We start from the raw sequence: 15,118 nt of genomic DNA, 5'->3' as shown, positions 1-15,118 counted from the left end.
TGTGCAGAGATTAGCTTTTGCCATACCTAACACGGCTTAGAGTCTATCCGAACTGTATTGGGGTTCGACCAACATCACTGGAATAGTGCTGGTTGCTAATACAGCTCTAGATACAGAACCGATAAAGACTTGTTGCCAAGGTCGATGCCCCCGTTTGCCCATGATGATTTCATCCGCTTGATATTGCTGTGCAGACTTGAGAAGTACATCTGATACCGTTCCAGCGATCATTATAAATTGGTGGGGCACATCTAATAACAATCGACTGATTTGGGTTTCTAAAATCTGGGTCGATGCGGCGGGTTCACCTTGGAGGGCATGGACGACGATCACTTCAGCTTGACAACGACGAGCAACTTCAGCTGTTTTCGTTAACACGGGCACCGCTAATTCTGAGGTATCCACTGCGGCTAACAGGATAGTCTTACGATTGACCGTTACTTTAGCGGGATCAATGGGATCTTGAGTCAGTAACTCAGGTGCAAAAGCAGGAATAGCCCAAGCACCAAAGGGAGCCGTGATCAGGATGGATAGAGCGGCTACCGCAAGAATAATGTCACCACCGTCTAGATTGAGACTGAGGGGTACAGCACCGATGGCTGCCTGAACGGTCGCTTTAGCTGAATTGCCCGGTAGGAGAAACAATCGCTCCTTCCAGTTCCAATTGCTACGGTAGGTGGATAAGGTCCACCCCAGCGTTCGGCCAAACACAATGCCAATTACCAATATTAGTAGTGCTGGCCAAAAAGTTTTGCCCAAAACCTGAAGCTGGATGCTGGCTCCCATAAGAACAAACAAGACGATTTCAGCACCGACCCACAAGGTGTTAAACCCAATACGCATGCGCCGTGCCAGGGGAGGAGAAAATTCAATCATGAAAAAGCCAAAGGCCATCACTGCCAGGTAGCCAGAATAAATCGGTAAGAAACGGTTGCCAACCACCAGCAAGAGGGCAAGACAGACCGCGACGAGCACTTCTTGCACCTGAGTTTCCACCCACAATGATTGGGTCAAGAGAAGGGTAAATAATCGGGCAACGCCATAGCCAAATAATGCACCGACACCAATTTGCATTACAACTTGTAGGGGAAGCAGGGCCAGCCCATTGCTTTGCTCCTGAGTCAGGAAATTGATCAACAAGCTAAAGACCAGGAGGACAAAGACATCTGATAAAGCGCTCCCTGTCAAGATGGCATCAGCGATACCTTTGCCTACGCCCCATCCTAGATTTTTCAGCCGCAGCATTCCTGGAACGATAACTGCAGGAGATTCAGCACTAATGATGCATCCTAATAGTAGCCCTGTAACCCAGTTGAATTGAAAGAGCACCATCGCGGTTACGGTGATTGCGATCGCTTCACATATTGCAGGTAAAAACCCCAGCCGCAGGGCCACACTTCCTTGCTGCTTCAGCTTGTCTCGATCGAGTCCCAGCCCCGCTCGCATCAAGATCACCATAACGGCAAACTGGCGTAACTCGGACGCATTGGCAAGCATACCAGCACTAATGCGATTGAATCCTTCGGGGCCCAGGAGAATACCGACCAAAATCATACCAATCAGGCTAGGCGCCCCTAGGCGTTTGGCGAACTGTCCAGCCCCAAACCCAACGATCAAAATCCAAATTGTACTTTCTAGCATCCCCAGCCCTATCTATTCCTGTCGAATAGTATGCAGGAAGAGCGATGTTAATACCGAGCGGGGGAATGACTGACCATCCAGGGACGTCCAGCTTTGGCCTCTTGTAAGCGAGGGGGAGGCACAGATCTTTTTTTACGAGTCACCAATTCAGGAGTGTCATACTTTTTGGGAAAACGACCCGAATTAAGACTAATGTTTGGAGCAGAAATGAGCCGATTGGCAACCTGATCACAATCTGAACAATAGACAGGTGAATCTAAATCAGAAATCTGGAGCCATTGTTCAAAATCTCCACATTCATTACACCGATAATCGTACAAAGGCATATAAAAATTTACTCTCCAAAACTATTGAATAAATAAGAAACGAGAGAAGATTGAGCACTGAAAACTGACTCAGCACTCAATCATTGAGGAGAAGAACACATCAACAATGGATGACCAATTAGATTGAATTAAGAGGGAACAATATCTTGCTCAAAAATGGCAGTGGGTAAAGCAAGGGTACAACAAGCATTGGGAACATCCACAATACCGCTAACTCGCCCTTCAACGGGAGCACAACTCAGTAACAAGTAAGCTTGTTCTCCCGTGAATCCAAAGTTTTTCAAGTAGTTAATCGCATTCAAACAGGCTCTTCGATAAGCCACATGAGCATCAAGATAATATTGCTCTCCGCTAAATTCATCCACAGAAATTCCTTCAAAGATTAGATACTCAGAATAATGAGGTTCAACGGGACCAGGTTTAAAGATGGGGTTGATCATCGAATACTTTTCCATCCCCCCCTTAATGATGTCGACGTGTAAGTCAATATAGCCAGACATCTCAATGGCCCCACAGAAAGAAATCTCTCCATCTCCTTGAGAGAAATGAATATCCCCCATGGATAACTTAGCTCCTTCAACATAAACCGGGAAATAGATGCGGGATCCTTTTGATAAGTTTTTGATGTCGCAGTTACCACCATGTTCTCGGGGAGGGACCGTACGCGCGGCTTCTGCTGCAACACGGTCAAACTCTGGTCCCTTATTGACATAGCTCCCCAATTTCCCAAGGACGGCATAATTTGGGTTGGGAAGCGCTGCATAGGGAGGGATTGGGGGTTTCCAAGGTGGCCCCCAACCACTGTCCCCTTTGTCAACTAATGCTTGTTCCCTTTGATTCCAGGTATTTAATAATTCTTGGGATGGAGCACATCCAATAAGTCCAGGATGGGTAATGCCCGCAAATTTTACCCCAGGGATATGACGAGTTTTAGTATAGATACCTTCTAAATCCCAACAGGCTTTTGCTGCCTCAGGAAAGTGATCCGTCAGGAATCCTCCTCCATTATTACGATCGAATATGCCTGTAAACCCCCATTCATCTCCGGGTAAAGCACCAATATCAAGCAAGTCCACAACTAGGATATCCCCTGGTTCTGCACCATTTACATGAATCGGACCACTGAGTACATGAACAACTTGTAGCTCAACATCTCGGATATCACTGGGATCATCATTATTGCCAATTTGTCCATCTGTCCAGTCTTTACATTCGATTCTGAAGATATCTCCTGGATTAACAGAGACGACAGCTGGAATATCAGGGTGCCATCGATTATGGCCTGGCACATCTTGTTCATGCATCGGTTTCGTCAGATCTATTTTGAAGAGAGTTTCGGGCATAGTGATGCAGTCCTAATAGTAGTAATAACGAAACTTATCTATTTATATTTATTTATCTATGAATTAGTCTCAAGAATATTAATTTCTGGAATGAATATGATTGTTAGATTAAAGCAGGAAAATTTAGTTAAAAGATAATTTAGATACTTTTTGTTAAAGATTAATAAAAATATTTATTTTCCCACGGATTAAAGTATTTTTATAAATTCCTAGCCGGAGTAAATATTGATTTAGATGGATTAAAGCAATTCCCTAAATACCCATAGAATATCCACCTTACGCAAAATTCTCTAAGCTTATTTAGAATAATTTTATTGACTATATATAAATCTAAAGTTATAAGGCTTAATTGTCTTAAAACATATATAGAAATGATTTCAGATTTGAATACTTACATAGAATAAAATTTTAAAAAAGCAAAGAAAAGGCCTACGTAGAACATAGGCTGGAGTGAATCTAACTAAAACTATACAACGACTAAATATTATTTTTGTTTGCTATGATACTATTTATATTTAATCTATTATTAAATAATTCTCAAACAAAACCTAAGACCCTAATTGTATAATTAGATCATTTTTTAAAAATATTAATATTATGAAATTATCTTGATTTAGTTAATCAAAAAAGGACTGGCCCAACGTTTTAAATAGATCCTTGAGGTCTCTATCCTGAGATTTCCCAACCATCTATTCTTAGGGAATGATTTGTCTTACCGGAATCGGCTCTGATTCTTTCACTCTCACTTCAGGGATCTTGGTAGCTTGATTGGGGATGCCATCAATGGGACATTCATGGGTTCCCACCGTTGGTCGTGTTAACGCTTCTACCTTTTTCTTCGTTGATTCAGGATCTAAAACCCATTCCCTATAGAAGTCATAGGGGCATTCCATCATGCCTTGATCTCCCTCCCCTGAATTAATGATGCCGGTATATCCCCGATGCAACAATTTGAAGAGGTGGTTTTGAGATTGGGCGTGTTTACGAAAATCGCGAATCGAAAATTTGGATAACGCAGCGTATTGAATACCATTTTCTTCTTCACCACATTCACCTAAGGTTCGACCATCAAACCCAACGATGGCAGAATGACCAAAGTAGCTATACACGCCATCAAAGCCCGCAGCATTTGCAACCGCCACGTAAGTATTGTTCATCCATGCCATCGCCTTCGAAACAATGATTTGCTGTTCTTTGGCGGGATACATATATCCTTGGCAGCGAATGACTAATTCAGCGCCCTTCATAACACAATCACGCCAAATTTCAGGATAATTGCCATCATCACAAATAATCAGACTAATTTTTAAACCTTTGGGACCATCGGTAACATACGTACAGTTTCCTGGATACCATCCTTCAATGGGAGTCCAAGGCATAATTTTGCGATACTTTTGGACGATATCCCCCTGATCATTCATCAGAATAAGGGTGTTATAGGGGACTTTATCTGGGTGTTGTTCATGGCGCTCCCCCGTGAGGGAAAACACACCCCACACTTTATTCCGGATACAAGCTTCTGAAAAAATATCCGTTTCAGGGCCTGGAATGCTGGAAGCTGTATCCATCATCTCTTGGGAATCATACATGATGCCATGAGTTGAATACTCAGGGAAAATCACAAGGTCTAAACCAGGCAGGCCCTGCTTCATTCCATCTATAACTTCAGCAATATTATTGCAATTAGCTAATACTTCATCTTGAGTATGTAGCCTCGGCATTTTGTAGTTAACGACAGCAACGCCAACAGAATCATAACTTGAAGAAATATCACCATGGAATGCCATCTGACTCTCCTATTTTAATGGGGTTCACAAGAGAAATTGACCATAAGTCAAACAAACATCTCTAAACAAATGTATTCCTTTATACATTGCATAGAATATTTTTAAAAAGGCTTATTCCCGTAATTAATACGCTTATTTCATTGGTGACAATACTAATTCATAAGCAACGATAAAATAGCAGAAGAATTATTGAGTTAATCAATAGGCATATTGTGAAACCCAATAATGCTGATGTTCAAGTAATCAGATTCGTCCTTTTCTCCAGATATCTCACTTAAAAAGCCCATGCATTAGTTTCTGCCTAGCTTCATAAAGTAGTGGTTTCATGACATACAAACCTATTTTTTTACGTATAAAGTCAATTTTATTATAATAGCAGCTACCTTGTATATAGGATTACAAAATCAATTTAAAACTACAGTAATCTTTTACTAATGATATTTCTTCTGATCGGTACTTAGGTCTTTACCTGCTAGCTGAGCGAGTAACCTATGCACCTCAAATAAAATAATTTCGAGTGAAATACTTTTGAAGGACAGCCATTAAAAGAGCACCAGCTTTTTTGTTGAATATTAAATGGCTCTTGTTCTTCCTTAGGCTTAAGTATTTTCGCCTGATTATGTTGTATTTGCACCTGTTTTGGTTAGCTAAAACTATGACAAAGCCCCAATCATCCTCTGTAGGCATCAGTCGTCGAAAATTTATTCAGTATAGTTCGTTAGCAGTTGGCTCTGGTATTGTCGCAGCATGTTCAAGCGGTTCTTCTACCCAGAGTGTTGATTTAGGAGAGAATCCTATCAAGGTTGGTGTGATGTATTCTACGACGGGCACCATTGCCATTGTAGAAAAATCACTCCAAGATGCGACTTTCTTGGCCATTGAGCAAATTAATTCTGGAACTGGACCCTGGGAAGGGAATGGTGAGGGTATTGCTGGCCGTAAAATCCAAAAGGTTGTCGTCAATCCAGACTCCAACTGGGATTTATATAATCAAATGTCCAAGCGCCTGATCGATGAAGATAAGGTCGTATGTGTATTGGGATGTTACACATCCGCTAGTCGAAAATCTGTCTTACCTGTTTTTGAAGACAAGGACGCCATTCTCTACTATCCGGTCTATTACGAGGGCAATGAATGTAGTTCTAATGTCTTTTATACTGGAGCGGCTCCAAACCAACAGATCACGGACTCTATTCCCTATTGTCACAAAAACTTTGGTCCCAAAGGATTCTTTATTGGTTCTGACTATATCTACCCTAAAGAGAGTAACCGTATTGCCAAGGCAGAATTAGAAAAAATTGGTGGAAAGGTTGTAGGGGATGAATACGCAGCTCTGGGTACAACAGAATTCATTACGATTATCAACAAAATCAAAGCAGCAAAACCTGATTTTGTTTTAAGTAACCTGGTTGGTGATAGTATTCCAGCCTTTTATCGGCAATTTAAGGACGCGGGAATTACTGCAGATAAGATGCCGATTATGGCTTATCCCACTACCGAAGAAGAAATTCAGGCTATGGGACCTGAATACTCAGCTGGACACTACACAAGCTTTAACTATTTTCAGACCGTAGACACACCAGAAAACAAGCTCTTTGTAGAGCAGTTTAAAGAGATGTTTGGTGGGAACCGGGTTACGAACGGTGTGATGGAAGCTGCATATTTACAAACTTTCTTTATGGCCCAGGCGATGAAGAAGATTCTGGATGAAGGTGGAGAACTCAATACAGCAACCATCCGGGAGGCAACAAGAGGGCAGGAGTTTAATGCACCTCAAGGAAAGGTCAAAATAGACCCTGAGAATTACCATACCTACCTTTATTCCAGAATTGGCAAGTGGAAAGAGGATGGCCAAGCAGAAATTGTCTTTTCGACAGATGCAGCAGTGAAACCGATTGCTTGGAGCCAGACCCTCTATAAAGGTAGGACTTGTGTTCATCCTACGCCTGACACTCGTGTAGACCCAACGGTTGAGACGGGTAAAGATTTAGAACCTAAGTATCTCTCCTAACTATCAATAACCAGATTCTCAGTCTAGAAATGTAGAACTGGGTGCTGTTTTTCTACTTCACCCGTAGTCTTTAGCTTTATTAGGTCTTAGGAATTAAGCCTATGTTGGATTATTCATTCTCTTCAGTATTTTCGACCCCCTACTTCTTGTTGGCTCAGGAAGAAGCTGCCTCTCCTGAAGGTTTTGATGTTTATACCCTTCTTAATCAAGCCCTCAATGGGATCGGTATTGTGGGAATTTTGCTGTTAACAGGTTTAGGCTTAGCGATCACTTTTGGAGTGATGCGCATTATAAATTTGGCTCATGGTGAGTTCATTATGCTAGGGGCATATGTCACCTTTGTGTTTCAAGATGCCTTTCAATTAGACCTACTCCTGACAATTCCTTTAGCGTTCTTAATTACTGCTCTAATTGGTGCAGCCGTAGAAATTACTATTATTCGTAGATTGTATGGTAATCCCCTAGAAACCCTATTAGCGACCTGGGGATTGAGTATTGTGATGCAGGGCGTTGTAAAGCTGATTTTTACAGCTCAATTGAAGTATGTGAAAGCTCCCGCTTATTTGTCTGGAAATATACCCTTGGTTTCAGATGAAAACGGTGCTGCGGTAGTCGCTATTTCCTACTATCGTCTTTTTATTGTTGGCGTCGCACTGGCATTATTAGGACTCACCTTGTATCTCTTTTATGGCACTTCCTGGGGAAGGCAGATTAGAGCAGTGACTCAAAATCGAGATATGGCCATGTGCCTTGGCGTGAACACCAAACTAGTAGATATGGGGACTTTTGCATACGGCTGTGGTTTAGCTGGAGTAGCGGGTGCCGTTATTTCGGCTTTAAAGTCTGTGGCCCCTCCGATGGGCCAAGATTACTTAGTAGACGCTTGGATGGTGGTGGTCACTGGGGGCGTTGATAAGTTGATTGGAATTTTAGCGGGCTCTCTACTGATTGGTGAGGCTAATGCCATCATCGCCTTTCTTCTCAATGACCCCCTGGCTAGAGTCATCGTGTTGGGAGCCGTCATCATGTTAATTCGTTATCGTCCGGAAGGTCTATTTACAGTTCAGAAGCGGGCATAATTCCCAGAATTAAGTCCGAACAAGTTGATGATCTTTTGGAGGTTTAAAAATGACGAATATTGTTATGGGATATAAACAAACAACTTTTCCCAAGAAGTTGGTTGTGGTGAGTGGTATTTCACTACTGATTTTTACTATATTGCCCTTTGCTTTGAATAGCTTTCAGTTGTCTTTGATGTCTAAACTGTTGCTGTTTGGCACGCTAGGAGTTTCCCTAGACTTAGTTTGGGGATTTACAGGTATTCTAAGTTTTGCCCATGGGGTCTTTTTTACGTTGGGAGGCTATGCTTCTGCCTATTATCTCAAGCTGAATCTCTCGGCCGCTTCAAATACTTATGGTGGAGAATTGCCAGACTTTATGGTTTGGAATGGACTAGAAAAATTGCCTTGGTTTATTGCTCCTTTGAAGCATTTTCCTGTGGCTCTAGTTGCAACTTTCGCTGTTCCAGCATTATTTGCTTATATTATTGGCTATTTTATCTTTCGTTCTAAAGTGAGTGGGGTCTATATCACCATCATTACTTTAGCGATCTCATCTGCCTTAACCACTTTTTTCATTAGTCAACAGGCCTATACCGGTGGCACAAATGGGATTACCGATGTTAGCAGCCTTAGATTTTTTGGGGTTCAAGTTAAACCGATAGGACTATATTTTCTGATTTTGGCCTATGCGGCCTTTGTGATTGCTTTAAGTTGGTTCCTCACGCAATCTAATTTTGGTCTGATTTTACGTTCGATTAATGAGAATGAAAAACGGATATCTTTTTTGGGATATGATGTAGCGCAATTCAAGATTTTTATCTGGACCCTTTCAGCTGCGATCGCAGGTGTAGCGGGGGGGCTATTTGTCCCCCTCAATCGCTTCATTTCTCCAGTGTACTTAGCGGTTGCTTTTGGTACTCAAGTGGTTATCTGGGTGGCTATCGGCGGTCGAGGATCCTTAGTGGGGCCATTGGTTGCCGCGATTTTATTGGGACAAGTACAAAACTATGCTGAAAAAGTGACTCAGGATTGGCAACTTGTTGTTGGGATTTTGTTATTAGTTGTCGTCCTATTCCTTCCGAATGGATTGATGAGTCTGTTACCTAAGCAAGCTTCAATGGCAAATTTATCAAAGCCGAAGCCATTACCCATATCTGCATTGACGAAAAATAAATAGTATTGGATTGAGGGTTGGAGTATATGGATGCTGTTTTATCCGTTGAAGATTTAAATGTCACTTTTTCAGGATTTAAAGCCTTGAGTGGTGTGAACCTGAATGTATTCGATCGTGAAATTGTGACGATTATTGGCCCCAATGGCGCTGGGAAAAGTACATTGCTGGATGCCATTGTGAGTAAATCTCCTGTAACCTCGGGGCATATTCGGTATCAAGGAAAGGAGATTACCAATAAGCTTCCCCATGAAGTCGCTCGGATGGGAATTGGCCGGAAGTTTCAAAATCCGAATGTTTATAACGAATTAACCGTATTTGACAATATTCTCTTAGCTCTCAAGGGAACCCATGGGATTCTGACCTCCATCACAGCCAAATTAACTCAAACCAAAAAAAGCAAAATTCACAATGCTCTAGAACGAACCGGCTTAGTCGACAAAGCATTTGAACAGGTTTCTTCTCTATCCCATGGCCAAAAGCAATGGGTTGAAATTGCAATGGTTTTGGCTCAGGATCCATCCATCGTCTTACTGGATGAACCTACAGCTGGGATGACAGGAGACGAAACCTACATGACAGGAGAAATTATTAAAAGCATTTCCAAATCTCATGCAGTTGTGGTGATTGAGCATGATATGGAATTTGTGAAACAAATAGCCAAAAGAATCGTAGTGCTTCACCAAGGCCAGGTCTTGGCAGAAGGCTCTATCGAAAGTATTCAAGCTAACCCTAAAGTTATTGAGGTTTATCTCGGTCGTGAAACCATCAACTCTGCTGCGTAAAGAAGATGATATGGCTGTCACTAGGCCATTATTAGATTTGGTCAATGTAACGGCTGGCTATGGCCAAACTCCAGTTTTGTTTGATGTTGACCTATCGGTTGGTGAAGGGCAGATCGCCTGTTTGTTAGGACGAAATGGTGTTGGGAAAACTACGCTATTGCGAAGCATTATCGGACTAAATAATATCACTAGCGGTGGGATTTTCTTCAATGATGTTGATATCTCTAAGGCCCCAACTTATAAACGAGCTAGAAAAGGAATTGCCTATATTCCTCAAGGTCGAGAAATTATTCCCTACTTGACCGTATTAGATAATTTGAAGATGGGCTTTAGCGCGAGCGGGAAGAAAGCAAAGCGTATTCCAGCCGAGATTTATGATTTTTTCCCAATGCTTAAAGAGCATTTGCAACGTCAAGGGGGACTATTAAGTGGAGGTCAACAGCAGCAACTTGCCATAGCACGTGGTTTAATGTGTAACCCTAAAATTATGTTGCTGGATGAGCCAACAGAAGGAATTCAGCCCTCTATTGTCCAAGAAATTGAAGATACTTTGAGACGTATCAATATTGAGAAAGGCATTACTATCATTGTTGTTGAGCAAAAAATTGAATTTGCTCGTAAACTTGCTCAGCAATTCTTCATCATGGAGAAGGGGGCTATCGTGGAAAAAGGTAAAACTGATAAACTCACAAATTCCTTATTGCATCGCTATTTGGCAGTATAAAAGTCTTAAGATAGATGCCTGTTTTAAGTAAGTGTTTTTATTGATTAGCTATCGCATTTTATTAACACAATAAAGTCGAAAAGATTTTGATTTTGATTAATGAGAACATCAAATACTGAAAGTTCATAATGTGTAATTCAATAGCTATTTTCTAGGATTTTAGTTGTTTAAACTTTGACTTGTAGCCTTTTTGATGGATAAGTATTGTCTTAGTAATATAGAGATGTCGGCCCTCATTTCTTTCATTGAAGTTGCTGAGAGAGGCAGTTTTACTGAGGCCGCATTAGCCTTGAATTTATCTCAACCCACTGTAAGCCAACAAATACAGAGACTTGAGCGTATTGTTGGGGTTAAGTTACTTAATCGTGGTTCAAATAAAGTTTATTTAAGTAAAGCGGGTGAGGCTTTTATTGAGTATTGCCAGTCGGGTTTGCAAAATGTTGAAACAGGCGTATTTGCAGCTCTTAAGGCAGCTCAAACCTCTGTAAATAAAGTAAGTTTAGGGTTAACTAGTGTTAATGCTGAACACTGTTTGTCGGTTGTATTGAGAAACTTCCATGATTTCAATCCTAATATCAACCTGCAAATCTTTGAGTATCCACTGGATGAACTTATTCATGGCTTGCAAAATCAGAAGATTGATTTAGCTTGGATGTCTTCACCTTTACCCATCGAAACGCTTCATACTGAAGTTTTGTATGAAGAGCCTCTGAGTTTAGTATGTTCTTCTGTTCATGAATTGGCTCAAGTCGCTAATTTTACATGGGACGATATTTGCCAGTATCCTATTGTTCTGCCTCGGCAAGACTCTAATTACGGAATACGTTCTGTTGTGGAAGAGTTATTTCGAATTAACAAGCACAGTATCAAGACAGTTGTTGAATTTAGTGGTGCCCAATCCTTACGATTAATCTTACTAGCCAACTTTGGAGTTGCTATTTTACCCGGTTCTCAGGTTGCCTCCAACCTTCAAAATAATGATCTAGTCGTTAAAGCTATCCCTGGAATTCCTCTTGTACATGAAGTTGTCATTGCTACTAACCCGAAATATTCCCTTAGCCCTGAAGCCAAGTCTTTATTAGAAACGATACGAGCATCAGTTCAGTTATCAAACTATCAGCTAATGATCAAAGGGATGTGACTCAACCTTAAATGCAACTTTATATTGCTATTTATACTTGATCTTCATAAAAGGACTTTGGAAAGTTTATGGAAGGTGAAGCCGCTGAATTTGCAATCGAACAAGCCACTAAAATGGCTTTTCCCCCAGATGATTACCAGGTGGATCATAATTGCACACCACAATCAGTCTTTTCTGACAGGTAACCTGGGCACAGCCGAATTTTCGGGTCTTTCCCCAGACAAGTTGGGTGTAGTGGCTAGCCAAGACAGCATTTGAACGGTTGAGCGGCTTCCCGTCATATTTATTCTTTTCCGTGTACCAAGTCTTGACAGCATCGGTCACGTTAAAAGCGGTGAAACTGCCCATAAATAAGTTTTCGCCGAATTTCTGCTTCCACTTTCCTTTAAAGGGGCGATGGGTGAGTTTACAGCCCCCTTTTGTGGCCAGGTAATTGGCCCATTCAGTGGCATATTCTGCTAAATCATCAGACCAAGTGATGGGGCCAACCCCTACCTCTGAACGGACTTGATTATGCAGGGGGACCAAATCTTTAATATCGTAGGTAGCACTGCCTTGATAACCGACGATATATTTGCGAGATACATTTTTGGCGGCTAGTTGGGGCGCTTTTCTGGCGTTGACTAATGCTTGGTAGATAAAGGCGGCCACTTCTCCTCGGGTTGCCGTGCGATTGGGAGACAATACTTGGGGACTGGGGTAGTTACTGACGATTTTACGGCGAGTGCTGGCTGCAATCTTTTCAACAGCCCAACTGGGAACTTGATTTGCATCTCTAAACTGTTGACTTAATTCCCGAACCGGATTGCCTGGAGCGGTCAGTTCTAACCCCGAGGAAAGGGCAACCAGTGCCTGCAATCGCGTAATCGCCTGGTTTGGGTTGAAACGTCCCTTGGGGCCACCGGACATAAACCCTAGGGCGTAGGCTTTGCCAATGGGTTGTTTCTGCCAAGAAATTGTGACATCGGGGAAGGATTTAGGAGATTGACGGGGCGAGCGATAGTCAAAGGTCTGGGCAAGCATGGCTGCAAACTCTGCCCTGGTTACCGGGGCATCAGGCTTAAATCTATTCCCTGGAAAACCGCTGACAATTTTTCGTTTGACTAAGGCTGAGATAAAAGGTTCTGCCCAATGATTACGGGTGTCAGAAAACGGTCTCTTAGCCAAAATACATGGAGGTAGAGCAGGATTCGATGGTGATCCAATACTGGCTAAAGTAAGTGGTTGAGCCGATTCACAACCTGGTGCAGCCAAAGCTATACCTGGGTTCAGCCAGAGAAAACCTATGCTCACTCCTGCACTACCCAACCCCAAAAAGTGACGTTTGAACATCGCATTAAGTCCCTATACAAATCCCAACAAACTGGAGAGAAGAAAATTCTCCATTTGGGAATTAATCTTGAAAAAGGAGACTCCCATTGGGCAAGGGAACATCATAAATATTTTTACTTCTTAGTAAAATATTTATGATAATTGCTGTTAGAACCGAACTTATTGATGGCGATTAATCTGGGAATAAACGCTTAAAGGTAACAATCTTCGTGTTTGGGGCAGACTACGATTAAATAAAAGCGGTATCTGTAGTCTCTTTTCGAAAAGTGCATGACACGGCCTTCATCCCCAACGCCAAATCCAGAAGAACAAAAGTCTTCGGCATCTCATCGATCAGTTGATGAGACGGAACGGTCTCTTGCAAATGGCAAAGGAGAGTTGTCTCCCTCATTAGCAGGATTAAAATCGTCTTCCACCAGGTTGTTGCAATCTGCTACCGCTTCTTCTTCTATCGAGCTGGTAACCGGAGCAGCAACGGTTGTCCTGATTGTGGGCTTGCTGTTTCATAATCCCTGGATTGGCCTACCGGCAGCCGTGGTGGTGCTGTGGTTGTCTCTCAGAGTACTGTGGCCTCCCTTGAGTAAAGCCCTGCAGGAATGGGTGTCTGTTCGGAATCAGCAACTGATTTTAGCGGGTGTTTTGAGTGTTTTTGGCCTGATCGGCGTTATTCAATTTACAGGGTTGCCCCAAATGTTACTGGGGGGACGGACGGTCAATTGGGAAGCAGTGGGTGCTCTAGCAGACTCCTTTGGAGCAGTGGGGCAAATTTTAGTGGCCTTTTTAGCGCTTTATGTGGCCTGGCGTCAGTACGTGATTTCCAAAGAATTAACAGAGCAGCAAAACCGGATTACCCAACAACAAACGATTGATGCCTATTTCCAGGGCATTTCTGATTTGGTCATCAATGAAGAAGGATTGTTAGAAGATTGGCCCCCGGAGCGAGCTATTGCTGAAGGCCGAACCGCAGCAATCTTGACGGGACTGAGTGCTGAAGGAAAGGCAAAGGTGATTCGGTTCCTGTCCAGTTCTAAGTTATTGACGCCGTTAAAACGCGATCGCAGATTAGGTCGCGCCATTTTTGATGGGTTAGGGGGATATGAGGAAGACTTGGAATATGGCGTACGAGTGATTGACCTAGTGGGTATGTTGGCGAACGTCGATTTGTCCGGGACGGACCTCCGACGGACGGAAATGAGTGAAGCTAATTTGGTTCACACTAACTTACAGGGCTGTGATTTGGGTCGGGCTAACTTGTCCCGCTGTATTTTGTATGGAGCCAATTTATCTAAGACGGATTTGACCCGGACCCGATTTTTCTATGGGGAAGTGGAACAGGTAACACCACGCGATCGCATGAATCCACCCAACTTTCAAACCGGTGTTCAAACTGGGGCTGTAATTGAAAATGCCGATTTTTCTAAAGCGAAAGGATTATCCGAAGAGCAACGGTATTACTGTTGTGCGTGGGGAGGGAAAAAGACGAGAGCATCAATTCCTGGTGGTTGCGAAGGGATTCCTAATAAACTTGAGAGCAGTCGTTGATCCCAGGAAGGGGACAGGCATAAAAGGCAACTGAGTAATTGTTTATGGGTATCAATTTAGCTTGTGTCTATTTAAATAATGGAGATTGCTACAGAAGCATTGCCCATGGCTGTCTGACCATCAGATTGTACTGATGCCTGACCCGATAATTCCACCGAAGCTTGCCCCATTGCCAGAATAGACACTTGACTCGTTGCTCGATTAGATCCATAGCCTGGATTATTCATGACCCAATTGGATGCGACTTTAACGTG

At 42.5% G+C, this 15,118-nt stretch carries 13 protein-coding genes; 7 read left to right on the top strand and 6 right to left on the bottom strand.

Annotated features, from left to right (window positions below; translation table 11 throughout):
• Positions 1–36: 36 nt before the first annotated feature.
• From ON05_RS01030 to ON05_RS01015, 4 genes are all read right to left on the bottom strand, one after another.
• Positions 37–1,641, bottom strand: a complete 1,605-nt coding sequence (locus ON05_RS01030) for a cation:proton antiporter (protein WP_010467618.1) — start codon at positions 1,639–1,641, stop codon at positions 37–39.
• A 47-nt stretch (positions 1,642–1,688) separates the two neighbouring features.
• Positions 1,689–1,967, bottom strand: coding sequence for an FmdB family zinc ribbon protein (locus tag ON05_RS01025; protein WP_010467616.1), 279 nt, complete (start codon positions 1,965–1,967; stop codon positions 1,689–1,691).
• A gap of 128 nt (positions 1,968–2,095) precedes the next feature.
• The gene (fmdA, locus tag ON05_RS01020; protein ID WP_010467614.1) at positions 2,096–3,310 is read right to left on the bottom strand and encodes a formamidase; all 1,215 of its coding nucleotides are present in this window, start codon (positions 3,308–3,310) and stop codon (positions 2,096–2,098) included.
• A 695-nt stretch (positions 3,311–4,005) separates the two neighbouring features.
• Positions 4,006–5,097, bottom strand: a complete 1,092-nt coding sequence (locus ON05_RS01015) for an aliphatic amidase (RefSeq protein ID WP_010467612.1) — start codon at positions 5,095–5,097, stop codon at positions 4,006–4,008.
• A 655-nt stretch (positions 5,098–5,752) separates the two neighbouring features.
• Between ON05_RS01015 and ON05_RS01010 the strand changes: the two genes are divergently transcribed.
• From ON05_RS01010 to ON05_RS00985, 6 genes are all read left to right on the top strand, one after another.
• Positions 5,753–7,108: an ABC transporter substrate-binding protein gene (locus ON05_RS01010; protein ID WP_236618787.1), complete on the top strand. Its 1,356-nt coding sequence runs from the start codon at positions 5,753–5,755 to the stop codon at positions 7,106–7,108.
• Positions 7,109–7,209: 101 nt separating this feature from the next.
• On the top strand, positions 7,210–8,187 hold the full coding sequence (gene urtB, locus ON05_RS01005) for an urea ABC transporter permease subunit UrtB (protein ID WP_010467609.1): 978 nt from the start codon (positions 7,210–7,212) through the stop codon (positions 8,185–8,187).
• 49 nt (positions 8,188–8,236) lie between these two features.
• The gene (gene urtC / locus ON05_RS01000) at positions 8,237–9,346 is read left to right on the top strand and encodes an urea ABC transporter permease subunit UrtC (protein ID WP_010467607.1); all 1,110 of its coding nucleotides are present in this window, start codon (positions 8,237–8,239) and stop codon (positions 9,344–9,346) included.
• 23 nt (positions 9,347–9,369) lie between these two features.
• Entirely contained in the window at positions 9,370–10,125 is a 756-nt protein-coding gene (urtD, locus tag ON05_RS00995) for an urea ABC transporter ATP-binding protein UrtD (protein WP_010467605.1), read from the top strand.
• Positions 10,126–10,135: 10 nt separating this feature from the next.
• Positions 10,136–10,849, top strand: coding sequence for an urea ABC transporter ATP-binding subunit UrtE (gene urtE / locus ON05_RS00990; RefSeq protein WP_010467603.1), 714 nt, complete (start codon positions 10,136–10,138; stop codon positions 10,847–10,849).
• A gap of 223 nt (positions 10,850–11,072) precedes the next feature.
• Positions 11,073–11,990 carry a LysR family transcriptional regulator gene (locus tag ON05_RS00985; protein ID WP_010467602.1) on the top strand — a complete coding sequence of 306 codons (918 nt, stop codon included), beginning with the start codon at positions 11,073–11,075 and terminating at the stop codon, positions 11,988–11,990.
• A gap of 108 nt (positions 11,991–12,098) precedes the next feature.
• Here ON05_RS00985 and ON05_RS00980 read toward each other — a convergent pair whose 3' ends face one another.
• Positions 12,099–13,322, bottom strand: a complete 1,224-nt coding sequence (locus ON05_RS00980; RefSeq protein ID WP_010467600.1) for an S-layer homology domain-containing protein — start codon at positions 13,320–13,322, stop codon at positions 12,099–12,101.
• A 270-nt stretch (positions 13,323–13,592) separates the two neighbouring features.
• Between ON05_RS00980 and ON05_RS00975 the strand changes: the two genes are divergently transcribed.
• Entirely contained in the window at positions 13,593–14,864 is a 1,272-nt protein-coding gene (locus ON05_RS00975; RefSeq protein WP_010467598.1) for a pentapeptide repeat-containing protein, read from the top strand.
• 71 nt (positions 14,865–14,935) lie between these two features.
• Here ON05_RS00975 and ON05_RS00970 read toward each other — a convergent pair whose 3' ends face one another.
• Positions 14,936–15,091 carry a hypothetical protein gene (locus ON05_RS00970; protein ID WP_175307166.1) on the bottom strand — a complete coding sequence of 52 codons (156 nt, stop codon included), beginning with the start codon at positions 15,089–15,091 and terminating at the stop codon, positions 14,936–14,938.
• Positions 15,092–15,118 lie beyond the last annotated feature (27 nt).

The organism is Acaryochloris sp. CCMEE 5410, from assembly GCF_000238775.2.
In the GTDB taxonomy this organism is placed as follows: Bacteria; Cyanobacteriota; Cyanobacteriia; order Thermosynechococcales; family Thermosynechococcaceae; genus Acaryochloris.
The sequence above is the reverse complement of the archived record's forward strand: the minus strand, read 5'-3'. Positions and strand labels throughout refer to the sequence as shown.

Coding starts and splice junctions, on each gene's coding strand:
- urtE (WP_010467603.1), top strand. CDS start 10,136: ATGGCTGTCACTAGGCCATTATTAGATTTGGTCAATGTAACGGCTGGC.
- ON05_RS00970 (WP_175307166.1), bottom strand. CDS start 15,091: ATGAATAATCCAGGCTATGGATCTAATCGAGCAACGAGTCAAGTGTCT.
- ON05_RS00985 (WP_010467602.1), top strand. CDS start 11,073: ATGTCGGCCCTCATTTCTTTCATTGAAGTTGCTGAGAGAGGCAGTTTT.
- ON05_RS01030 (WP_010467618.1), bottom strand. CDS start 1,641: ATGCTAGAAAGTACAATTTGGATTTTGATCGTTGGGTTTGGGGCTGGA.
- ON05_RS01015 (WP_010467612.1), bottom strand. CDS start 5,097: ATGGCATTCCATGGTGATATTTCTTCAAGTTATGATTCTGTTGGCGTT.
- ON05_RS01025 (WP_010467616.1), bottom strand. CDS start 1,967: ATGCCTTTGTACGATTATCGGTGTAATGAATGTGGAGATTTTGAACAA.
- urtD (WP_010467605.1), top strand. CDS start 9,370: ATGGATGCTGTTTTATCCGTTGAAGATTTAAATGTCACTTTTTCAGGA.
- urtB (WP_010467609.1), top strand. CDS start 7,210: ATGTTGGATTATTCATTCTCTTCAGTATTTTCGACCCCCTACTTCTTG.
- ON05_RS00975 (WP_010467598.1), top strand. CDS start 13,593: ATGACACGGCCTTCATCCCCAACGCCAAATCCAGAAGAACAAAAGTCT.
- urtC (WP_010467607.1), top strand. CDS start 8,237: ATGACGAATATTGTTATGGGATATAAACAAACAACTTTTCCCAAGAAG.
- fmdA (WP_010467614.1), bottom strand. CDS start 3,310: ATGCCCGAAACTCTCTTCAAAATAGATCTGACGAAACCGATGCATGAA.
- ON05_RS01010 (WP_236618787.1), top strand. CDS start 5,753: ATGACAAAGCCCCAATCATCCTCTGTAGGCATCAGTCGTCGAAAATTT.
- ON05_RS00980 (WP_010467600.1), bottom strand. CDS start 13,322: ATGTTCAAACGTCACTTTTTGGGGTTGGGTAGTGCAGGAGTGAGCATA.